11 protein-coding genes and 2 pseudogenes are annotated in these 18,988 nt (G+C 66.1%); 4 read left to right on the top strand and 9 right to left on the bottom strand.

Annotated elements, in window-relative coordinates; translation table 11 throughout:
• Window positions 1-51: 51 nt before the first annotated feature.
• Window positions 52-2,343 carry an AAA family ATPase gene (locus IE069_RS05885; RefSeq protein WP_189349187.1) on the bottom strand — a complete coding sequence of 764 codons (2,292 nt, stop codon included), beginning with the start codon at window positions 2,341-2,343 and terminating at the stop codon, window positions 52-54.
• A 192-nt stretch (window positions 2,344-2,535) separates the two neighbouring features.
• Here IE069_RS05885 and IE069_RS15775 point away from each other — a divergent pair, with 192 nt between their 5' ends.
• The 3 genes and pseudogenes from IE069_RS15775 to IE069_RS05870 all read left to right on the top strand — a co-directional run bounded on the left by IE069_RS15775 (window position 2,536) and on the right by IE069_RS05870 (window position 3,468).
• Window positions 2,536-2,742, top strand: a complete 207-nt coding sequence (locus tag IE069_RS15775) for a hypothetical protein (RefSeq protein WP_189349273.1) — start codon at window positions 2,536-2,538, stop codon at window positions 2,740-2,742.
• Window positions 2,714-3,196, top strand: a pseudogene (locus IE069_RS05875) (DDE-type integrase/transposase/recombinase); the annotation flags it as partial. The gene IE069_RS15775 and the pseudogene IE069_RS05875, both read left to right, overlap by 29 nt.
• A 68-nt stretch (window positions 3,197-3,264) precedes the next feature.
• Window positions 3,265-3,468: a hypothetical protein gene (locus tag IE069_RS05870; RefSeq protein ID WP_189349186.1), complete on the top strand. Its 204-nt coding sequence runs from the start codon at window positions 3,265-3,267 to the stop codon at window positions 3,466-3,468.
• Window positions 3,469-3,641: 173 nt separating this feature from the next.
• Here IE069_RS05870 and IE069_RS05865 read toward each other — a convergent pair whose 3' ends face one another.
• Window positions 3,642-4,442, bottom strand: a complete 801-nt coding sequence (locus tag IE069_RS05865; protein WP_189349185.1) for a restriction endonuclease — start codon at window positions 4,440-4,442, stop codon at window positions 3,642-3,644.
• A gap of 83 nt (window positions 4,443-4,525) precedes the next feature.
• Window positions 4,526-5,632 (bottom strand): ParB/RepB/Spo0J family partition protein, encoded by a 1,107-nt coding sequence (locus IE069_RS05860; protein ID WP_189349184.1) that lies wholly within the window; start codon window positions 5,630-5,632, stop codon window positions 4,526-4,528.
• A 194-nt stretch (window positions 5,633-5,826) separates the two neighbouring features.
• On the opposite strand from IE069_RS05860, the pseudogene IE069_RS15810 reads away from it, so the two are divergent.
• Window positions 5,827-7,418, top strand: a pseudogene (locus tag IE069_RS15810) (IS1634 family transposase).
• Here IE069_RS15810 and IE069_RS05845 read toward each other — a convergent pair.
• The 6 genes from IE069_RS05845 to IE069_RS05820 form a co-directional block, all read right to left on the bottom strand.
• Window positions 7,419-7,631 (bottom strand): hypothetical protein, encoded by a 213-nt coding sequence (locus tag IE069_RS05845; RefSeq protein ID WP_189349181.1) that lies wholly within the window; start codon window positions 7,629-7,631, stop codon window positions 7,419-7,421. It abuts the pseudogene before it with no gap.
• A 54-nt stretch (window positions 7,632-7,685) separates the two neighbouring features.
• Window positions 7,686-8,099, bottom strand: coding sequence for a methyltransferase family protein (locus IE069_RS05840; protein WP_189349180.1), 414 nt, complete (start codon window positions 8,097-8,099; stop codon window positions 7,686-7,688).
• A 172-nt stretch (window positions 8,100-8,271) separates the two neighbouring features.
• Window positions 8,272-8,481: a hypothetical protein gene (locus IE069_RS05835; RefSeq protein WP_189349179.1), complete on the bottom strand. Its 210-nt coding sequence runs from the start codon at window positions 8,479-8,481 to the stop codon at window positions 8,272-8,274.
• Window positions 8,482-8,709: 228 nt separating this feature from the next.
• Window positions 8,710-10,209, bottom strand: a complete 1,500-nt coding sequence (locus IE069_RS05830) for a hypothetical protein (protein ID WP_189349178.1) — start codon at window positions 10,207-10,209, stop codon at window positions 8,710-8,712.
• 149 nt (window positions 10,210-10,358) lie between these two features.
• Window positions 10,359-16,940 carry an N-acetylmuramoyl-L-alanine amidase gene (locus IE069_RS05825; RefSeq protein ID WP_189349177.1) on the bottom strand — a complete coding sequence of 2,194 codons (6,582 nt, stop codon included), beginning with the start codon at window positions 16,938-16,940 and terminating at the stop codon, window positions 10,359-10,361.
• 109 nt (window positions 16,941-17,049) lie between these two features.
• Window positions 17,050-18,696 carry a sigma-70 family RNA polymerase sigma factor gene (locus IE069_RS05820; RefSeq protein WP_189349176.1) on the bottom strand — a complete coding sequence of 549 codons (1,647 nt, stop codon included), beginning with the start codon at window positions 18,694-18,696 and terminating at the stop codon, window positions 17,050-17,052.
• Window positions 18,697-18,988: the final 292 nt, after the last annotated feature.

Here is an 18,988-nt window from a genome sequence, read left to right as displayed (position 1 = left end):
ATCACGAACAAGGGTGAAGCCGGGGTCTGATAGCGGTGAGCTTCCAGATCGTCATGACCGGGCGAACAACTGATCAGGCTTCAACAGATCCGCACCCTCACTTGCCGCCACCATCATATCGAAGTGAGGCCCATGATTCTGTACGTCGAAGTAATACTTGAATAGTTTGAGGAAGTCTTTAGTGCGTCCGACGTCAATCGTCTGATCAATGTCGTCGGAGATGGTGTGTGACCCCGAGTTGGCCCAGACATGGAATTGGGATACCACCCTTGCCTCAGTCGCCGACAGATTGTTGGGTCGTTCAAAATCCCTTATATTCCCGATCGTCTTAAAGTACCCCTCGAGAATGCGCCGAACAATATTGAATACGCCAACACGAACCAGGTCCGATTCATCGTCACTGCGCGCAGCCTCGACAACAGAATGCCAGAGAAGCGCGTAGCTGCCGCGGATTCTTGATTTACTTCCGTCGTCCCTGACTGTTGTAACCCCAGTCAGATCCTTGACCAGTCTGAAAAATCGTCGTTCTTTTGCGTCTCGATTGGCGGTGTAAGCTGCCTCATGATGAAATTGTGTATTGTGCGTCAGGACAATGAGCTGGCGGAGGTTGGTGTTTCCCAAAATAGATTTATTCGCGGCGTCTCGGATGTATGCGGCGATCATAAAAAGGGCATCACTGTCCAGACTGGAGATCGGGTCGTCTATTACAGCTACAACATCCTCAGGTACCCCGCTGGCCACCTCGCTTCCGAAGAGAGATTCCCAGAAGTAGGCAAAGCAAATAAAGGTCTTCTCGCCTTCAGAGAGCGAATCAAATGCCTGAGTTCCGTCTTCGCGAACTATTCGGTAGCCGCCGTTGGATTCGCCAGCGATGCTTAGGCTGAACCGATGGAAGCCCATCGCTCTGAGCAGATCATTAATTCTCTCGGCGACCTCGATGGTGTTGGAAACAGAATCTCGAAGGCTGATTATCTTTTGATTTGCCTTCTCGGTATCTAGCTCGCTTGACACAATTTTGGCTTGCAGGTCGGCAATGACACGCTTCTTTCTTGACTCAAACCCCTTGAACTTCTTCAGCTCGACGCTAACGGTGGTGCCGGAAAGAAACGTGGCCCACCCGTCATCTACTAGTTTACGGCGTTCCCCACTGGCGTTGTCGACGATCCGGTTGTGTTGCTCGATGTTTTCATTTTCATCCCAGATGAGCTTCGACAGCTTAGCTACGCTCACATTCACGTCGGCAACCTCGATTGGCTGGGTCGGGTGCGCTCTTCTCTCACGGAGTCGAGACATCAGAAGAGTGACGGCAGATCGAAGGCTCGAGATGGACGAACGGAAATCGTCGTCGTCAATTTCCGTGTCCCTGCTCAGTGCTAATTCTAGGGCAGAAATTTTTTCTTCGAGTACTGCTTCGCGCTCTTTTGCGGTGCTTTCGATATTGATGGAACGTTCCAGCGCTGCATCGAATCCGCCTGCGAAGTATTCTGACAACTCTTGCTCGAGATCGGCGGGAGCCTGGTTTTGACAAAACGGGCACATTCCCTGCGCCTCATCTATGAAGTCCCGACCTTTGCTCACCCAATCCTCGTTCTTTAGGTGTTGGATGAGTTGCGAGAACGTTCCCCCACCACCGTGCGCACTCTTGTTTGCGACCTCGGTGACGTCGTCGGTCGATATTAGACTGTCTGTTGTAATGTTGGGCAATTTTGTGCGTGATTCTTTGTCGCCGCTCAGACTTCGGGCACGTGTCTCGATCGACTCCCATGTAGTATCTGATTTCAGTGATTCCATCTCATTGAAACGCTTTTGCGCCTCATTGAAGAATGCCTCTTTGCTGTGTCGGTAACCCTTGAATACGACGGAAATTACCGTTTGGTTGACTTTCTTGTGCGCGCTGAAGATCGAGTCTCGAACTGAAGCGCGTGTGTCCTCTATCTCGCCAATTAGACCATTTGCATCTTCCGCGCTGGAGTTCGATCCGATTGATTTGCGCCACGCTTCGCGGTCATCTATGTGGCCTCTGAGTTGGCTCTGAAGATCGTCGATTTGGTCATTAATATCTTTGGAGTTGTCGCCCATTGTGAATATGCCATTCACACGTTCTGTTAGGACTCGTGATCTATACGCTTCATTGAACACTCGAATCGGAAGATTCGTACCTGCGACATCCCAATCGCGTCTTTCGGATGCATCTCTAGGCTGTTGGGCTAGGATGTTTGAGATTGTGGACTTTCCTGCACCGTTCGGTGCGAAAATGAAGTTGACCTTTTTGAGGTCGCTGAGCTGTAGCGGCTGCTCGCCGAAGCAGTAGTTTGCCTGAACGACGATTGACTCAATTTCCACGGTCCCCCCATTTACATTTTTGGCGCGTAAGTCTCCACAACAAAACTATTCGTCCGTAGTGGAGTGCTGCAGCCTCGATCCTCTACAGGACACTACATTGTCGGTACTGCCTGGCGGAACCGGGATTGCTGCACGGTTGGGTGACATCTGATCTGACTTACCCCGGTGGGGTTGGTCTGGAAGGATGTTGCTGTGCCTAAGCCTTACCCGAAAGAGTTTCGTACTGACGTGGTCCGCATCGCGCGGAACCGCGAGTCCGGTGTCGCGCTCGAGCAGATCGCGCAGGACTTCGGGATCCACCCGATGACCCTGAATTCGGGCACCGCCTGCTGGCTGACGAGGCTCGTGACGCCGGCGAGGTCATGGCTGAACGAATTGCACCGAGCACCACACGAATGAGGGCAAGCTCTATCTCTGCGCGATCAAGGACGCGTTCTCGAACCGGATCGTCGGCTACTTGTTCGACTCCCGGATGAAGCCCAGTCTCGCCGTGCGTGCGTTCAAGAATGCTGTCGCGATGCGCGAGAACTCCGCAGGATGCATCGTTCACAGCGACCGGGGATCGCAGTTCAGATCCAGAAATTTCCGGAGGGCCTTGATCCGCCACGGGCTGGTCGGCCCCATGGGACGGGTGGCTTCCTGCGGTGATAACGCGGCGATGGAGAGCTTTTTCGCCCTCCTGCAGAAGAACATCCATCGGCACCGTTGCGCCACCCGAGAACAGCTGCGCATCGCGATCGTGACCTGGATCGAAAGGACCTATCATCGCCGGAGACGTCAGGCAGCTCTCGGCCGATTGACGCCCGTCGAATTCGAAACCATGATGAACAGGCCACTGGCCCTCGCGGCCTGACTAACTACTGTCACCGAACCGTGCAATAGTCCCCTTCGCAGCTCGCCAAGCGCCACGGCAAGGAGGGCATGGATGGGCTGCGCGAGGTGTCCCCAGTCATCCTCTGCCTCGTCGGCGCGCCCGAGACGGATATGGTCGAACGAGCAGCGTGGTGGTACGGGCAGAACGAGCGCTACAAGGCCACGACCGACCACCTCGGGCGGCAGTCCCAGCAGTCCGAGAAGGCCGATACCCTCCACTCCACCGACCTGCTGCTGAAGTCGGTGGACTAGGGACGGCTCCTGCGCGGCAAGCTCCCCGGCGCGGCCGCAGCCACCTTTTCGGAGGTCTGCTGGCGAACCTCGTCGACATCGCGCAGCTCGGGTTCAGGGCTCGCCTTAAGGCCGCTTGAGCGCAGACGAAGAACCTCAGCGAAGGATGCCGTTAGATTGCTCTCTTGGGTAGCTCAGGCGTGCAGTTTTGCCGCGTCGACAAGCTGCTCACGAAACAGGGAGGCGTCGAAGACCCTGTCCTCATCCTGTATCCCGATTCCAGCGTCACAGAGGAAAGTCGTCAATTGATCCCCGTCCATCGAGAGCATGCCAGACCGTTCGAGCAGTGCCTTCGCTCCGACGCTATAACCGCCAGTTGTGAAGATCAGGATGAGGGACGCATCGAAGGGGCGCAGGCGGAGGCCTGGCCATTCTTGAAGCGCGCCGCCAGTACGCGCGAGTTCAGCGGTTCCAACCATCTCCCGGACCACTGCCGGTGCCAAGTTCGAAGTGGGGTAGTGCTTCGCCTGTCCGATTAGCCAGACTTTCGCACGGTCATCAAGTCCTCCGTATGGGAACGGAGAATCGAGTCTTCCTCTTAGCTCTAGCCTCCCGTGGAAGTCGATCCCTCCATCGTTGTTCTGTCTGGTGGTTCGAGGGTCCTGGCAACCAAGCAACCTCAGAACTGTGGCACACGCGAACTCGAAGTCGCGATGCGTGAGCCCTCGCAAAGCTGCCTTCGCTTCAACGACGAACGCCCTCCTGGATCGCGCCGTTCTGTCCTCAGCCGGAAGTCCCGGATCGTCGAAGGACGCCCCCCGGACCCACTCGTTGCCAGAACCGAAGAGCTCGATGTCCCAAGTGGTTCCGTTCTGAATTGCAGCATTCCTCATCGTGTCCAGTCTGTCCTGAACCTCGGGCAGGAGCGCTTCAACAAGCTCTAGCGCATGGTTGATGCTGTCGGCGTAACCGTTCGCCCGTGCGAGCTCTGCCAAGCAACGGTGCAGATCTTGCGGACGCGCACCGGGGGTCAAATGTTCGACGAGTAGTCGGGTGAGCTCTTCCGCCCCGATCACCATCAGTCGGAGACCGCATCCTCATCCGTGCTTCGTGCAGCGTTCACTGCCCGAAGCACGGCGCTGGACTTTTCCTTGAGAGATGTCAAGACCTGCACACCGTCATCATCAAGATTCTCCATCGTCTCCAGGCTCATGTCACGGAGAGAGACGAGGGCGGCTTTCGCGTTCGGCAACCACTTCGTCGCTTTTGCTTCTGACTTAACGATGGCTAGCGCATCGGCCAGGCTTTGGTCGTCATCCTGCATTGCGGACAGAGCATCGGGATTCTCGATGATGAGTTTCAGGTCTCGGATGTCACCATAACTAGTTATCTTCTTCGGCGCGTCCGCATCCCCGGTTAGCCAGAAGTACAATTGCTCTCGGTTGTTGGAGTCTGTCAGCTCGTATTCTGAGTTATCCCATCCCAGCCAATCGCGTAGCTTGGGTTGCCCCACCACTTCGTGGAAGATTGCGTAAAAGTCAGGAGTGACAAGTTCGCCATACTCCGAATCCTTGGCCATCTGAGTCAGGGCCGAGAAGGCGCGATGCCTGCGATTTACTTCTTGGACAGTCAGCCCAAGCCGGGAGGCGACCTGTCGAGCGTCAATACCGCTATCTTCCATGAGTTCGTACACCAGGAGAGCGCTCTGATATCCGCCCCACTCTTTCGGGCCACCAACGTGCCTGATTCCCATAATTGCGAGAAGGTCGTCGTCGGATGCGTCCGAGGCAAGAAGAACAGGCACCGCATCGAACACGTCAGACACCGACGACTTCAATGCAGCACCGCTTGCGTGCTCTTTCCTGAGCAATTTCAAGGCCGCCGTGCGACGGTTTCCCTCGACTACTACGTAGTGGCTCGACCCGGTGGCACTGTCACCTGATTCGTCCGTTTGGGAACTCGATTCGATTTTCAGAGGACGAACGACGATGCGCTCCACTGGAACGAAGCCGTTCTCAGCAATAGAACGCTTCACTTCAGTGACGCCATCACTTACGATCCGTTCAAGTGCGGCATCCTGGACAGACTTCTCGGCGAAACGAGATTCAGCGACCTCGATGGCTGTTCCTGGACCTCGGAACCGAAAGTTATTTGGGTCGAGAAGAATCTCGTCGAGAGCAACCATGTAAGGCGAGTATGTGACCATCCACTGATCCTACCCAACCGAAGACCTCCCCGGAGCCGAACCTGACTCGTGCCACGGCTAGTGATGGGCGTCGGTCTATAGGACGCTGACGTAGTCGTTCCGTTTTGTGCGAGGCGTGTTTGGGTTACTAATAAATCGGGAGGGCGTATCCTGTGGGGACGTGAGCCCGTTTCGTGCGCAACGTCCGGACCTGGTTCGGAGCGGTCGCCGTGCAGATCTTGGATCGAGCGGGTCGGCAGGTCACAGACATCGAACACGTGGGTTCGGCGCATACCGACGCGGAACTGGCCGTGCTGCTCGTGTCGGCCGAAGAGCGGCTGCGCTCTGGTCAGGGCGCTTTCGATCTCGAAGGGTTGGAGCGGACGGCGGTCTCCACGCGGGAAGTCGCGGACTGGACCGCGGCCGGTGATGACGCGGCGGAAGCGAATGCGGCCTCTGTCGCGAGCCGTGGCCGCCCGTCCCGGGTAGCGGCGGATGGGCGGGCCATCGCCTCGCCTGCCGTCGTGCTGTGGGAGGTGTTGACGGAGGCGTATTCGCGGTTGGGGGCTGACGTCCTCGAGGACGAGGGCTTCCGGGCGATGGTGCTGGCCCGGTTGATCGAGCCGACCTCGAAAGCAGACACGAGATCCGTGTCCTGGAGGCGATCGGGGCCGAACATCCATCTCTGCGTTCCCTGTTCCGCAGCCTCTCCCGCTGTCACGAGCGCGACTACCGCGACCGGCTGGCCCGGGCCATGCTCGCCTACCGGTCCCGGACCGCCGGACTGGCCGGGATGATCATGTACGACGTCACTACGCTTCACTTCGAGTCGAAGGACGAGGACGGTCTGCGCAAGGTCGGGATGAGCAAGGAACACCGGGTCGATCCGCAGATTCAGGTCGGCCTGCTCGTGGACCCGGCCGGCTTCCTGCTCGAACTGCACATGTTCGAGGGCAACAAAGCCGAGACCATGACGCTGATCCCGGTGCTCGATACGTTCGCGCACCGCCACGGCATCACCGACATGGTCGTCGTCGCCGACGCCGGCATACTCTCGGCCGCGAACCTGAACGCGCTCGAAGACGCCGGCTACCGGTTCATCGTCGGCTCCCGCCTGACGAAGGCGCCCTACGATCTGGCCGATCACTTCGACCGCCACGGCGACTACTTCACCAACGGGCAGATTCTCGAGTCCACCCGGGTCATGGGCACCGGGAAGAACGCGCGCGAACGGCGGATCGTGTATAAGCGGTCGGCCAAACGGCTCGTCCGGGACAACCGGAACATCCAGCTCATGGTGCGCCGGGCCGAAGACATCGCCGCCGGCCGCAAACGCATGAAGAAGGCCCGATTCCTGAAGGTCGACGGAGCTGGGAAGGCCCTGGATCAGGCGACCGTCGAGCGGGCCCAGCAGCTCGCCGGACTGAAGGGGTACGTGGCGAATCTGTCCGCCGAGACCCTCGGCGGACAGGCTGTGATGAGCGCGTATCACGATCTGTGGCAGGTCGAGGCGTCGTTCCGGATGACCAAGAACGACCTCGGTGCGCGCCCGGTGTTCCATCATCAGCGCGATGTGATCGACGCGCACCTGACCGTGGTCTTCGCCGCGCTGGCGATCGGCCGGCACCTGCAGGAAGCCCCGGGCATGAGCTTGAAGAAGCTCGTCAGGCAGCTCGACCGGCTCCGCTCGTCCACGATCCGCATCAATGGCGGGGAGATCACCTTCGATGCCGACTTTCCCGACGACCTTCAGTCCACCCTGCAGGCCCTGAAAAGGGGTCACTAATCACGTGGCACGAGTCAGGTTCACGTTCGGCGAATCGATCCACAGCGGCAGCAGCGTGGCCGTGTTCGTGCTGCCCGACAGCGTGCGGTTGTCGTTGCCCGTGATCCGGAATGTCCCGTCGTCGTCCCTCACGCGCGTCGCGCGCTCCTCGAGGAAGACCCGGCTGACTCCCGCGTGGGCCGCCGACCGGAAGTACGCCCAGTCGGTCGGCACCGGCTCCGTCGGCTCTGGCGTGATGACCAGCCCCAGCTCGCCGTGCCGTCCGAGTTAGATGTAGCGGCGTACCTTCTCGGCGTAGGCTACGTATCGCGGCCCGAACTTCTCCTGCAGGCGTCGCTCCTCACGCTTGATGGTCAGGTGCGTCATGACCAGGACCGCTGGGAGCAGCGCAAAGATCCACACGCTCTTCCGGGCCAGCCCAAGTCCGACATAGATGAGCGTCCAGGCCACATACATCGGATTGCGGCTGATGGCGTACGGCCCCGCGCTGACGAGCCGATCTGGCTCAGCCAAGTCGGTGGGTGCTGTCGCCTGGGTCGCCCAGGCCGCCAACGCGACGCCGGCACCGACCGTGCTGTAGCCCGCGAACCTCAACGGTGGCACCACGATGTGCTTGCGAGCCAGCGTTTCGACGACGGCAGCCACGCCGAGGGCGACGAGGTGAGGTTGTGGCAGAGGCACGTTGCGTACCCAGTGCGGGATCCGGACCTTCCGGCGCGAGTCAACCTGCCTGGCTACATCATCATCTGATCCAAACCGCATGATCTACCTCCGAACCTCAGGCTACGGCACCCAACCCCGAGGTCACTCAGGTTAGTTGAAAGACGAGTTGAGTCCGAGTACAGCCGCCAGCTCAGATGGTCGCCGCGTGGTGCACTCGCTTGATCAACCGCGCCGTCTGCGCGTCCACGCGCATTCCGTCGCCGCCGTCGTTGTAGAAGGCCGCATAGGCGAACTTCCGGGCGCCGGTGGAGTGCCGGTACGTGAAGATCAGCAGGGTATGGGCGAGGGCCAGGCTGAACGGGTTGTCCGGGATGCGTCGCCGATCTCGGTCAGGTCCCAATGGCCCTCGTTCACTCCTGTCTGATAGCTGGCTCGTCCCGGAGGGGACGGACGCCGCATCGGCGAAGACCTGGCCGTAGTCGGAGTGGCGTCGAATACGGTACCGGTATCCCAAGAGTTGAGGATGTCCAACCGCGTGCCGTCCGACGTCCCGTCGCCGCGGAAGACCTTGCCGTTGGCGAGAGCGTCGCTGAGCCCGGCGGGACTGCCCCCGATCCTCCCAGTGAATCTAGATGCACACCCTGACGCCGAGCAGATCGATCAGGCAGTCGTCCGCCGGCTCAGGCTCGGCCACCAGCGTCGGCGTGGGGGAAGGCGTCGGGCGGGGCGTCGGCTTGGCCGGGGCCGGCTCGGCAGGAGCGGGTGCCGGGCTTTGCGTGCGGGTCGGTGACGGCGCCGGAGCCGTAGTGGGCGCCGGCGCCGCCGTGCGTGTCGGGCTGGGCTCCGGAGCCTGGCTCGGGGCCGGTGCCTGAACTTCAGCGGGGCCGCTGGAGGGCAGTGGGCGCGGCGCAGTGCCCGTCTCCTCCGATGTGGGACCGCCGGCGGCTGCCGGACGGCTCCGGCTCTCGTCACCTGCGGTTCCGGAATCGCCGGCCGACTCCGCTGGCTCAACCGAACCGTGCGCTCCAGCGGCCGCCGCGTCGGCGGATCCGGACGACGGCGCGGCGCTGTTGCCCGCGATTCCGGGCTCCGATTCGGCGGTCGATTCCGGGCCCTCCGATTCAGTTGCAGGAGAGCCGGAGTCTTCGTCGGCCCCATCGACGGTCACCCACGGGGACGGCCCTGGAGTCGCAACCGACTCGGCGGCGATCGCGGCCCGTCCGACGGAGGGATCGCCCCACCAGGTCGAGGCCAGAGCGCCGCCGCTCAGCACCAGCGCGGCAGCAGCGGCGATGCCGGTTCCGACGAGGACGGGCCGGCTCCTTGTGAGTGCCGGTGCCGCGGCGGCGGGCGCGGCCAGGCCGAGGGGCGCCGCGGAGCCGCGCCCGACGAACAAGGGTGCGATGACCTGGCGGATCGCGGTGCCGGGGTCCTCCAGGTGCGCCAGGGCCTCCGAGCAGGACGCGCAACCGTCCGAGTGGTTCTGGAAGCGCTGATGCGCGCGCCGGCCCAGTTCCCCGCGGACGTAGTCCGGCAATTCGCCGGCGCGGCGGCACGCGGCTCGTGCCTCGTCGCCGGTGTGGAGATCGAGGAAGTCTGAGCGAAGCTCCTTCATGGCCAAGAGAGCGAGCAGATCGACGGTCTCCGGCGAAGAGGCCAGCTGGGTTCCCGCGTCGGCGGGGTCCTCGCCCTCGACCTCGAGAAGCCAGAGGACGCTCTGCCAGCGTTCCGGCAGGCCGAGGAAGGCCTGGCAGAGCAGGCGGGCGTCGAGCCCCGCCATGACCGGAGAGGCATCGGGGTCCCCGGCTTCGAAGAGCGCGAACGGATCAGCGTCCGGCTCCGCCCCGCGGCTCACGGACATGACCGTCCGGGAGACCGCTGTCAGCAGGTAGGGGCGGACCGCCTCGACCGGTCCGGAGCCCGCCTGCAGCGACGCGACCAGGGATTCGAAGGCACGGGCGGCCGCGTCGTCGGCGTCCGCGCCCGGAAACGCCCGGGACCGCCACTGGGCCGCGCGGACGGCGGACTCGCGGTGCCGTTCCCAGAGGGCGGCCACGGCCGCGTCGTCCCCGGAGCGCACCCGCTCGACGAGCTCGACGTCGGAGCGCGGGGCATCGGCGTCCGCCATGGCGTTCCTCCTCGAATCTGTGCGGGCAGCACGCCGCGGCGCGGCGTCTGACACTTGAGTCGAGATCCTACACGCCGATGGCCGGCCGCGCCTTTGCATTGCGGAGCAGGTCCCGGTTCCGGGGGCAGGCGGCCCCGGGAACCGCCGGATCAGATAGTCGCCGCGTGGTGCACCCGCTTGATCATCCGCGCGGTCCGGGCGTCCACGCGCATCCCGTCGCCGCCGTCGTTGTAGAAGGCCGCATCGGCGACCTCCCGGGCGCCGGTGAAGTACCGGTACTTGAAGACCAGCACGGCACGGCCGAGGGCCAGACCGTACGGGTCGCCGGTCGTGTCACCCGGGATCGCGTAGCCGATCTCGGTCAGGTCGGAGCGGACCTCGTCCACGGCCGTCTGGTAGCCGGCCGGCTGCGGGCCCGTCCCGGAGAGGACGAACGCCGCGTCGGCGAACACCCCGCCGTAGATCGTCGTCGGGTCCGCCGGCAGCGCGTCGGCCTCGGCGGACGGCGCCATCGCGACGCCGGCGGCCTCCAGCCGCGGCCAGTCGAAGGTCCGCCCGGGATCGAGCAGCTTGCGCCCGAGCTGGCCGTTCGGGTGCGTTCCGACCTCGTTGTGCCCGACGACGTTGCGCAGCGGGATCGCCGGGTACCGGGCACGGATCGAGGTCAGCAGGTCGATCAGGGCGACGTACTGCTCCTCCCGGAACGGGTCCGTGTTGTGGACGACTTCGATGCCGATCGCGTAGTCGTTGGCTCCCGCAGTGCCGCGCCAGCTGGAGGCCCCCGCGTGCCAGGCGCGCGTCTCCTCGTCGGCCAGCTTGATCACGAGCCCGGGGTCCGTCGCCGTAGGGCGGTCCCCGCGGGTGACCACGTAGTGGATCGACAGCCCGTTCGCGTTCACGAAGTGCGGGGGCAGGTCCGAGGTGCCGGCGGTGTGGTGCACGACGATGACGTCCGGCGTCGTGCCCGCGGGCCGGGTGTTCACGTTCGGGGACTCGATCCACAGGGGCCGGAGCGTGGCGGTGATCGTGCTGCCGGTGATCGTGAGGTTGTCGTTGCCGGTGATGCGGAAGGAGCCGTCGTCGTCGCGGACGAGCGTGGCGCGCTCCTCGAGGAAGATGCGGCTCGCACCCGCGTTCGCCGCGTCGGGGAAGTTCGCCCAGTCCGTGGGCACGGGCTCCGTCGGGTCCGGCGTGATGACCAGCGCCCAGCGGCCCGAGCCGTCCGACTCCAGCAGCCCGAGCGACTCGGCGCCCGTCCCGGTCAGCGCGACGTCGCGGGAGAAGATCGCGTTGACCACGCTGGCCTCGGCCGAGATGTCCGTGTCGTCCGGCTTGAACCGGTTGCGCAGCCGCAGGCGCAGCGGGGTGGTGCTGCTGCCGGTCGGCGCGATCGTCGACCCCGGGGCGTTCTGCGGGTGGTAGAGCACCCGCCAGTGCGTGTAGTGCGCCAGCTGGGCGAGCTGGCCGCCGTTGAACTCGTTGTTCAGGTCGGTGACCGACAGCTGGGTCGCCAGCCCGGTGTTCTCCGGGTTGAACACGGTGGGATCGGCGTCGAACACCGCGCCGGTGTCCCACGGGTTGAGGATGTCCAGCTGCGTGCCGTCCGCGGTCCCGTCGCCGCTGATTCCGCGGACGATGATCGCGTGCGTCGGAGCGCCGTCGATCGTCACGAACAGCGGGCCGTGCGCGACGAGCCACTCATGCCACTGGGCCGGGTCCGGATACTGCTGTCCGCTGAGCGGGACGCTCCGCAGGCCCAGGTAGTCGTTGACGTCCTCCAGCCGGTCCCAGCCGTAGGACTGCTCGAGGCTGTAGCCGACCTCGTCCGCGAGGTCCGCGGCCGAGAGCACCACGCTGGCCTGCTCCGCCTGCGACCGCCGGTAGCTCTCCAGCATCGCCATGGCCGCCGCCCAGCAGGCCGTCTTGTTCGGCTGGGCGACGAGCGGTACGTCGTAGTACACCGGGGAGAACGACTGCTCCGCCCCGGACGGGCGCACCTCCAGCGTCTCGCTGGTCCCCGAGCGGTCGGACCGGGTCGCGGAGACCGAATGCCCGGCCTCGGCGGCGTCGATGGCCGCGTTCGTCAGGGACGGGTCCCGCTGCACGGAGCGGCGCTGCTCGGCCGAGGCGCGGCTGCCGCCGTCGATCATCTGGCCCAGGTGGTCGCGCACGAGCTGCTGGTAGTCGTCCTCCGGGAGCGCACCCGCATCGCGCGCCTGCTCCAGCGACTGCATGATGCCGCGGCTGTTCTCGGCGTTGGTCTCCTGCATCGCCATGCCCTTGGCCATCTCGGCGAAGGCGCGGGCGTTCTCCTGGTTGGAGAGGTAGGTGCGGATCGCGTTCTCCTGATTGCCGGCCAGCCCCGTCACGTCGCGGAACGCCCCGGCGTTCGTGAGGGCCTCGCTGAGCCCGGCCAGGCCCGCCCCGGGCGCCGGAGCGTCCCGCGGCGTCTGCAGCTCGATGATCGGCTGCGCGAATTGCGCCCAGACCGCCTTCCAGTCGGTGCGCGCCGGCGTCGGCGTGGTGACCGCGTTGATCGACGTCGGCTCGTCGGTGCGGAACTCGTCCCAGTCCTGGGAGGAGTTCTCCTTGACGTCCTCGCACGAGTCGCACGCGCCCATGACCGCCTCCGCGTACACGCCCCGCGTCGGGACGCTCAGCCGGTACGGGGGAGACGGGGTGAGCGGCTGGTACCGCCGCATCAGCACCTCGGCGTAGTCGACGCCGTCGTCCTCATTCCCACCTTCACCCTCACCGGCGCCCTCGGCGACGACCAGCGCCCGGTCCACGTGGAAGCCGTCGGCGACCGGGAAGACCATCGAGTTGCCGACGACCGTGAGGAGCTCGTTCTTCACGACCGACGCGAGGCTGCGCTCGCCGTCCGAGGCGCCCTCCGGCGTGAACGTCTCGATGTTGAACCCGTCGAGGAGCATGTGCCGGCGCCCCTCGTCGAGCTCGCGCCAGAGGACCCGGTTGTAGTACTCGACGTTGGAGTTCAGGTGCTCGATCAGCTCCTGGGCCAGGTAGTAGTCCTCCTTGCGCGGGTTGCGCTTGTCGTTGGAATTCAGCGGGATCGGGATCCTCACGCCGTCGAGCAGGTCGTCCCCGAGCGAGGCGCGGATGATCGGCCCGGAGAAGTGGTCGGTCCGGTACTGCAGATCGAGGTACTGGGCGGTGACCGTCACGAAGTCGTGCAGGTCCCGCAGGTCCGCGTCCGTGCAGACGAAGCGCAGCTCGTCGGCGAGGCCCGCGCGGCTGCCGCCGGTGGCGCCGGTACGGAGCTTGACCGTCATGTTGCGGCGCCCGCCGTGGTACTCGGCGGTCTTGGTCACGTCGAGGGCCGGCAGGCCGCTGCCGGAGCCGTCGCCGAAGAACCGCAGGGACTCGGCCAGCTTGGTGTACAACTGCGGGGCGATGTCGCGCTCGAAGATCTCGTCCCACTCGGCGATCAGCTTGTCCTTGAAGTACTCCTCGAGCAGGTCCTCGGCCGAGGCGCGCCCGAGGACGTCCGCGTAGGCCTCCCAGCGCTCGCGGTCCGTCTGGTTGCCGAAGAAGTCCGGCTGCTCGACGTCGGCCGGGGTGTCCACCGACTCCATCGGCCTGAAGTTCGTGACCCGGATCGATCGTGCCGGCGGCACCCGCTCGTAGTTCGCGTCCAGGGTGAAGTACTCGTCGGAGATGTTCTGGAACGCCTCCTGCTCCCGCTCCCGGCTCTCCAGCCCGAGCAGGTGGCCGGCCGGCCCGAGGAACATGCCGCCCAGGAAGGCCTTGAACGCGTTGATCCCGCCCTCGCGCACGGTCTCGGTGATCAGCGGCAGCGACTTGATCCGGTCGGCCCGGGTGCGCGGCCGCGGAAATTCCACGCGGAGGCGCGCCGTGCCGGTGACCGAGACGATGGCGTCGTCGGCGTAGCGCCGGTCGGGGAAGTCGACGCGCTCGTAGTCGGTGCGCCGTCGTTCGACGGCGTCGAAGGCGCCGACCAGCGGGTGGCGGCGGCGCCCGAGCAGCCGGAAGACCGGGCGGTAGGTGTTGGACGGCTTGTCGAGGAGGTTCGGGGCCAGGACGTCCTTCCACTTGGAGATGTTGTTCGGCGTGAACTCGGTCAGCTGCAGCGGGATGAACAGGCACTCCTGCACGCCGGTGAGCTCCTGGGAGATCGCGTAGTGCCGCAGGACCTCGAAGTACATCATCGTCAGCGAGTGGCAGTGGTTGTGGTTCGCGACGACCTCCGACGTGACGGCGTACTCCTGACCGTCCTTGACCGTGGTGACCACCGAGGCGTTGAGCCGGCGGTAGCTCTCCGCGTTCTGCGTCAGCGACTGCCGGAGCTTCTCGCCGAAGTGCTGGGCGATGTTGCGGGCACCGGACTGGCTGGCGGAGGACTTGGAGTTCGAGTAGCCGCCCGCGACGCCGAGCGAGCCGCCGATCGGGCCCATCGATCCTCCGATGCCCAGCCCGGCGCTGATGCCGGCGGTGCTCGCGGAGCTGCGCCCGCTGATGTCCTCGTTGATCGAGCCGCCGAGCTGGTCCGTGATGAACCGGTCGTCCATGAGGTCCGCGGCCAGCCGCTCGCCCTGCTCCATCTCCTGGCTCTCGCTGGCCTCCAGAGTGTTGGCCATGTCGTAGGAGACGATCTGCTTCTTCTGGCCCGGCGCGAGCGGCAGCGAGTAGACCAGGTCGCCCAGCGAGTAGCCGTCCGCCTTGAAGACCGAGCGGTAGAAGAGCACGTGGCCGGTGGCGACGGTCAGGGACTGGTAGAAGTTCAGCTCGGTGCCGGCATCCGGGGCGTCCTGCCAGCGGATCGGATTGGTCCGGCCCACGGGGTGCCGCGACCGGATGGAGGTGTTGCGTTCCGCGGACTCGCGGGACCAGTACTTGGACCGGCGAGGATACTTGCGGAGGCGGTCCGGGGCGTCGTCGTCGGCGTCCGTGACGAGCTCGTAGTGGTCGTCGGCGCGGTAGCCCCACCCGGGGCTCTTCCGGAGGGCGTAGCGCTCGATCTCCGGGTCGGAGGTGCGCACGAGCGCGTTGTAGGAGAACTCGCGCAGGGCGCGGTTGGGGGTCGTGACGTTGACGCAGCCGCCGCCGAGGTCCTGCGAGTACTCTCCGGAGGCGATCAGGTCGGCCTGGTCGGGCAGCCGTCCGGGGGACGAACCCGGGCAGTCCCCGCAGCTGCCGGCGCCGCCGCACGGGCCGGAGCATCCGGCGCAGCCGCCCGGCCCGTCGGGCTTGTCGGTGGCCCGCAGGAGGAGGTAGATGAAGTCCTCGGCCAGCGTCGAGTCCCGCGTGCCGTCGACGATCCGGAGGTCGACGGGGGAGTCGGGGTCCGCGGAGACCAGCGCCTGCGCGGCGGAGAACCGTCCGAGCGGATAGGGGAGCGAGAAGAAGCCCTCGCCGGTGGTCTCGGCCGAGCCCACGATGCGCCAGGGAGCGGTTTCCGCCGCCCCCTCGTCGCGGGCCTGGACGAGGACGGTGAGGCCCGCGACCTGCTGCCCGGACGGCATGGCGACGACCTTGCCGCGCAGCTTGCGGTCCACGGCCGGCGGCGTGGTCGAGGGGCCGCCGCCTGGCCCGTCCGGGAGACGGGATTCCAGGGAGATCGACAGCTCCTGCAGCTCGGCGTCGTCGACCTCGTACTTCTCGCTCCACAGCACCCGCCCGTCGAAGCCGGTCACGCGCACGGAGACCGGGCCCTGCGCGCTGGACCTCAGCACGGGTTCGTCGCGGTCCAGGGTGAACGCGGCGGGCATCGGCACGGGGTCCTCGAGTGCGTCGAACTCGACGTCGAAGGAGGCCGACCGCTCGCCGCCGTCGAGGCCGGTGACCGGGACGTCGGCGGTGATGCGGTGGAGACCGAACTCGGCGCGGCTGACCGCCCGCCCGTCGGAGTGGCGCAGCGTCATGCTGCCCGCCCCGGTGATGGTCTCCGAGGCGGGGACCTTGATCGGGAACCGGGTGAGCAGGTCCCAGGCGTCCACGACCTCGTGGACGACCTCCGGATCCAGCTTGCGGGCCTCGGCGTACGAGTCGAGTTGCTCGCCGGTGAGGTTCTCCGGCCGGTTGGTGGTGGAGCTGAAGACGCCGAGGTCGCGGATGAGCGGCAGCAGGTATCCGTCGGAGGTGCCGGGGGCCGCCGGGTGCGCGGCGAGGAGCTCGCGGTAGGCGGGCTCGTTGACGAGGAACAGGCCCAGCGTCAGGGGGAAGTTGGCGCGGTTGCCGCCGAAGTGCAGCACGGCCTCCCGCCCGGCGGCATCGAGCTGGGGGTCCCCTGTCTCCAACCGGTCCAGGCGCATGTTGGAGGACCCCATCCGCGCCATGTTGTCGAAGTAGAAGAGCGCGTCCAGTTCGCCGCTGGCGACGACGATCCGGTTCTCATCGGCCACCTGGTAGGGGATCTGGAATGTCAGGTCGTCCCAGGCGACCGAGGTCAGCCAGCGGGCTGCGGCCTCCCAGGAATCGCCGAGCACGGCCTCGGCCGGAACCTGCGTCCGGAACGGCCCGCCGGTTGCGGCGTCGAGCTCCACGGGGAGGGTCCCGGTCAGCGTGCGGGTGGCCGGGAAGAACGAGCCGGAATCGTCGGTCGGTTCGTCGGCGTCGTCATCGACCGCCGTGAAGGTGAACTGCGGGATCGCGAGTCGGAGGGAGAGGGGAGAGTCGGCCAGGGCCGAGTCGAGGTCGCCGGCCAGGGCCGCGGCCCGCGCGCCGATAGGGAGTGGGTGTTCTACTGGCATTGCTGGTCTCCTGAGTCCGAGGTGGAAGAGCCTTCAGCCGCTGCAGCGCGCACCTTGGATTTTTCTCAAGATTCCATCAGAAGTCAATGGGAGTACTTGACATCGTTACCTACTGCCGTGTAGCAACACGCGAACTGTAGTGAAACGTGATCGATGTTTCCCCGACGTCGATGGTCGTGCCGTCCTCGGTCGACTCCACGTCGACCAGTCCGTCATCGGCCGGATCGGCGGTCTCGGGGGCGTCGCACCCCGGGCCCGGGATCGGGTGGCACGGGTCGAGCCCCGGGGGCGTGCGCGTCGGCTCCGGAACCGGCTCGACGGTCGGGGTCGGCTCCGCCGTGGGCTCGGGCGTGGGCTCCGGCAACGGTTCTCCGGTCGGCTCCGGGCTCGGCTCGAGGGTGGGTTCCGGCCTGGGAGTCGGTTCGGGCGTGGGCTCGGCCGTGGGTTCGGGCGTCGGCGTCGGCTCCGGGGTCGGTTCGGGGCTCGGCGTCGGTTCGGGCTGCGGTTCCTCGCTCGGCTCCGGGCGGGGCGCCGGCGCGGGCTCCACGGCCCGGGGCGCGGGCACCGGGGCAGCGGTGGGCTCGGGCGCCGGAACCGAGACCGGCTCGGGCGTCGTCGGCGCCGGTGCCGGTGCGGGCGGGGCGACCTCGGCCGGTGCGGCCGGTTCCTCGGGGGCGGCGGGTTCCTGCTCGGCTTCGGGTTCCGGCGGGGTCTGCGAGGCAGCGGGCTCCGCGTCCCGCGGCTCGTCCGCGGGCTCGTCCTGCGCCGGTGCGGCCGGCGCCGCCGGGGCGGAGACCTCTGCCGGCCCGTCGTCGTCGTTCATGAGCGCACCCGCGAGCGCGCTGGCGCCAAGGACGATCCCGGCAGCCGCCACGACGCCCGCCGTCGTCGCCGCAGCCGACTGCCACCAGGGCTTGGGCACGGCAGCGGCCGCGCCGACCGCACCGGCCGCGCCGGCGGCAGCGCCTACCGGGGCGACCCAGCCGAACAGGGCCGCGGCGCCCGCGCCGAGGAACAGCGGCGCGATCACGCCGTGCATGGCCGCGCCGACGTCCTCCAGGTGGCCCAGGGCGCTGAAGCACGCCGGGCACTCCTCCAGGTGCTGCTCGAACTTCTGCTGCCGGCGCTTGGACAGGCTGCCGCGGACGTACTTCGGGAACTGGTCGGCCATCGAGCAGGAGCCGCGCGTCGTCTCGCTCAGGTGCGCCTGCAGGTAGGCGGCGCGCAGACCCTCGCGGGCGCGGACGGCCAGCGCGGAGACGGCGTTGGGGGAGGAGCCCAGGAGCGGGGCGACATCGGAGGGCTTGGCGCCCTCGAGCTCCAGGTGCCAGAGCACGGCCTGCCACGCCTCCGGCAGGGAGCGGAACGCGCGGCCGAGGACCTCGGACTCGAACTCGTCCATGACCGGGTCCGCGTACTCGCCGCCGGCCTCGAACAGCTCGATCGAGTCCGTGTTCAGCTCGCGGGAGGACTTCTTCATCGCGGCGATCGCCGCGCGGGAGACGATCGTCATCAGGTACGGGCGGAACGCCTCGTCGGGGCCGCCGCCGCGCCGCAGGGTCTGCAGCATCGAGGAGAAGGAATCGGAGACGACGTCGTCCGCCTCGACCGAGCTGGCGGCGTCCAGGCGCCACTTGGCGGTCTTCACGGCGGCCTCGCGGTGGCGCGCGTAGAGCTCGGCGAAGGCCGCGTCGTCGCCCCCGCGCACGGCGGCGATCAGCTCGGCATCCGAGCGGGTCTCCTGCGCAGCCTGCATGCTGTACCTCTCCGGGGGCGTTCGGGCCGCCGCAGGGTGGGCTGCGCCGGCCGGTCGCCCATCATGACGTGGGAACCTGAAAGTTTGCGCAACGCCCCCAGCCCACGGGGGCGGCCGGCTCACCAGAACCTACTCCCGAGTATATCTTCGCAATCTGCAGGATACCAAGGAAGGCGCGGAACCAGAAGGGCGCGGTCGCCCGGCGGGCGGCATCTCGGGGTGCGACGTGCGCCGCGCCGGCGAACCTCAAGATGCGCCAAGGCCGGGCCCGGCAGCACCTGACGGGGTATCG

It is taken from the genome of Zhihengliuella salsuginis, from assembly GCF_014651715.1.
In the GTDB taxonomy this organism is placed as follows: domain Bacteria; phylum Actinomycetota; class Actinomycetes; order Actinomycetales; family Micrococcaceae; genus Zhihengliuella; species Zhihengliuella salsuginis.
This window is presented reverse-complemented; position numbering and strand designations above follow the sequence as displayed.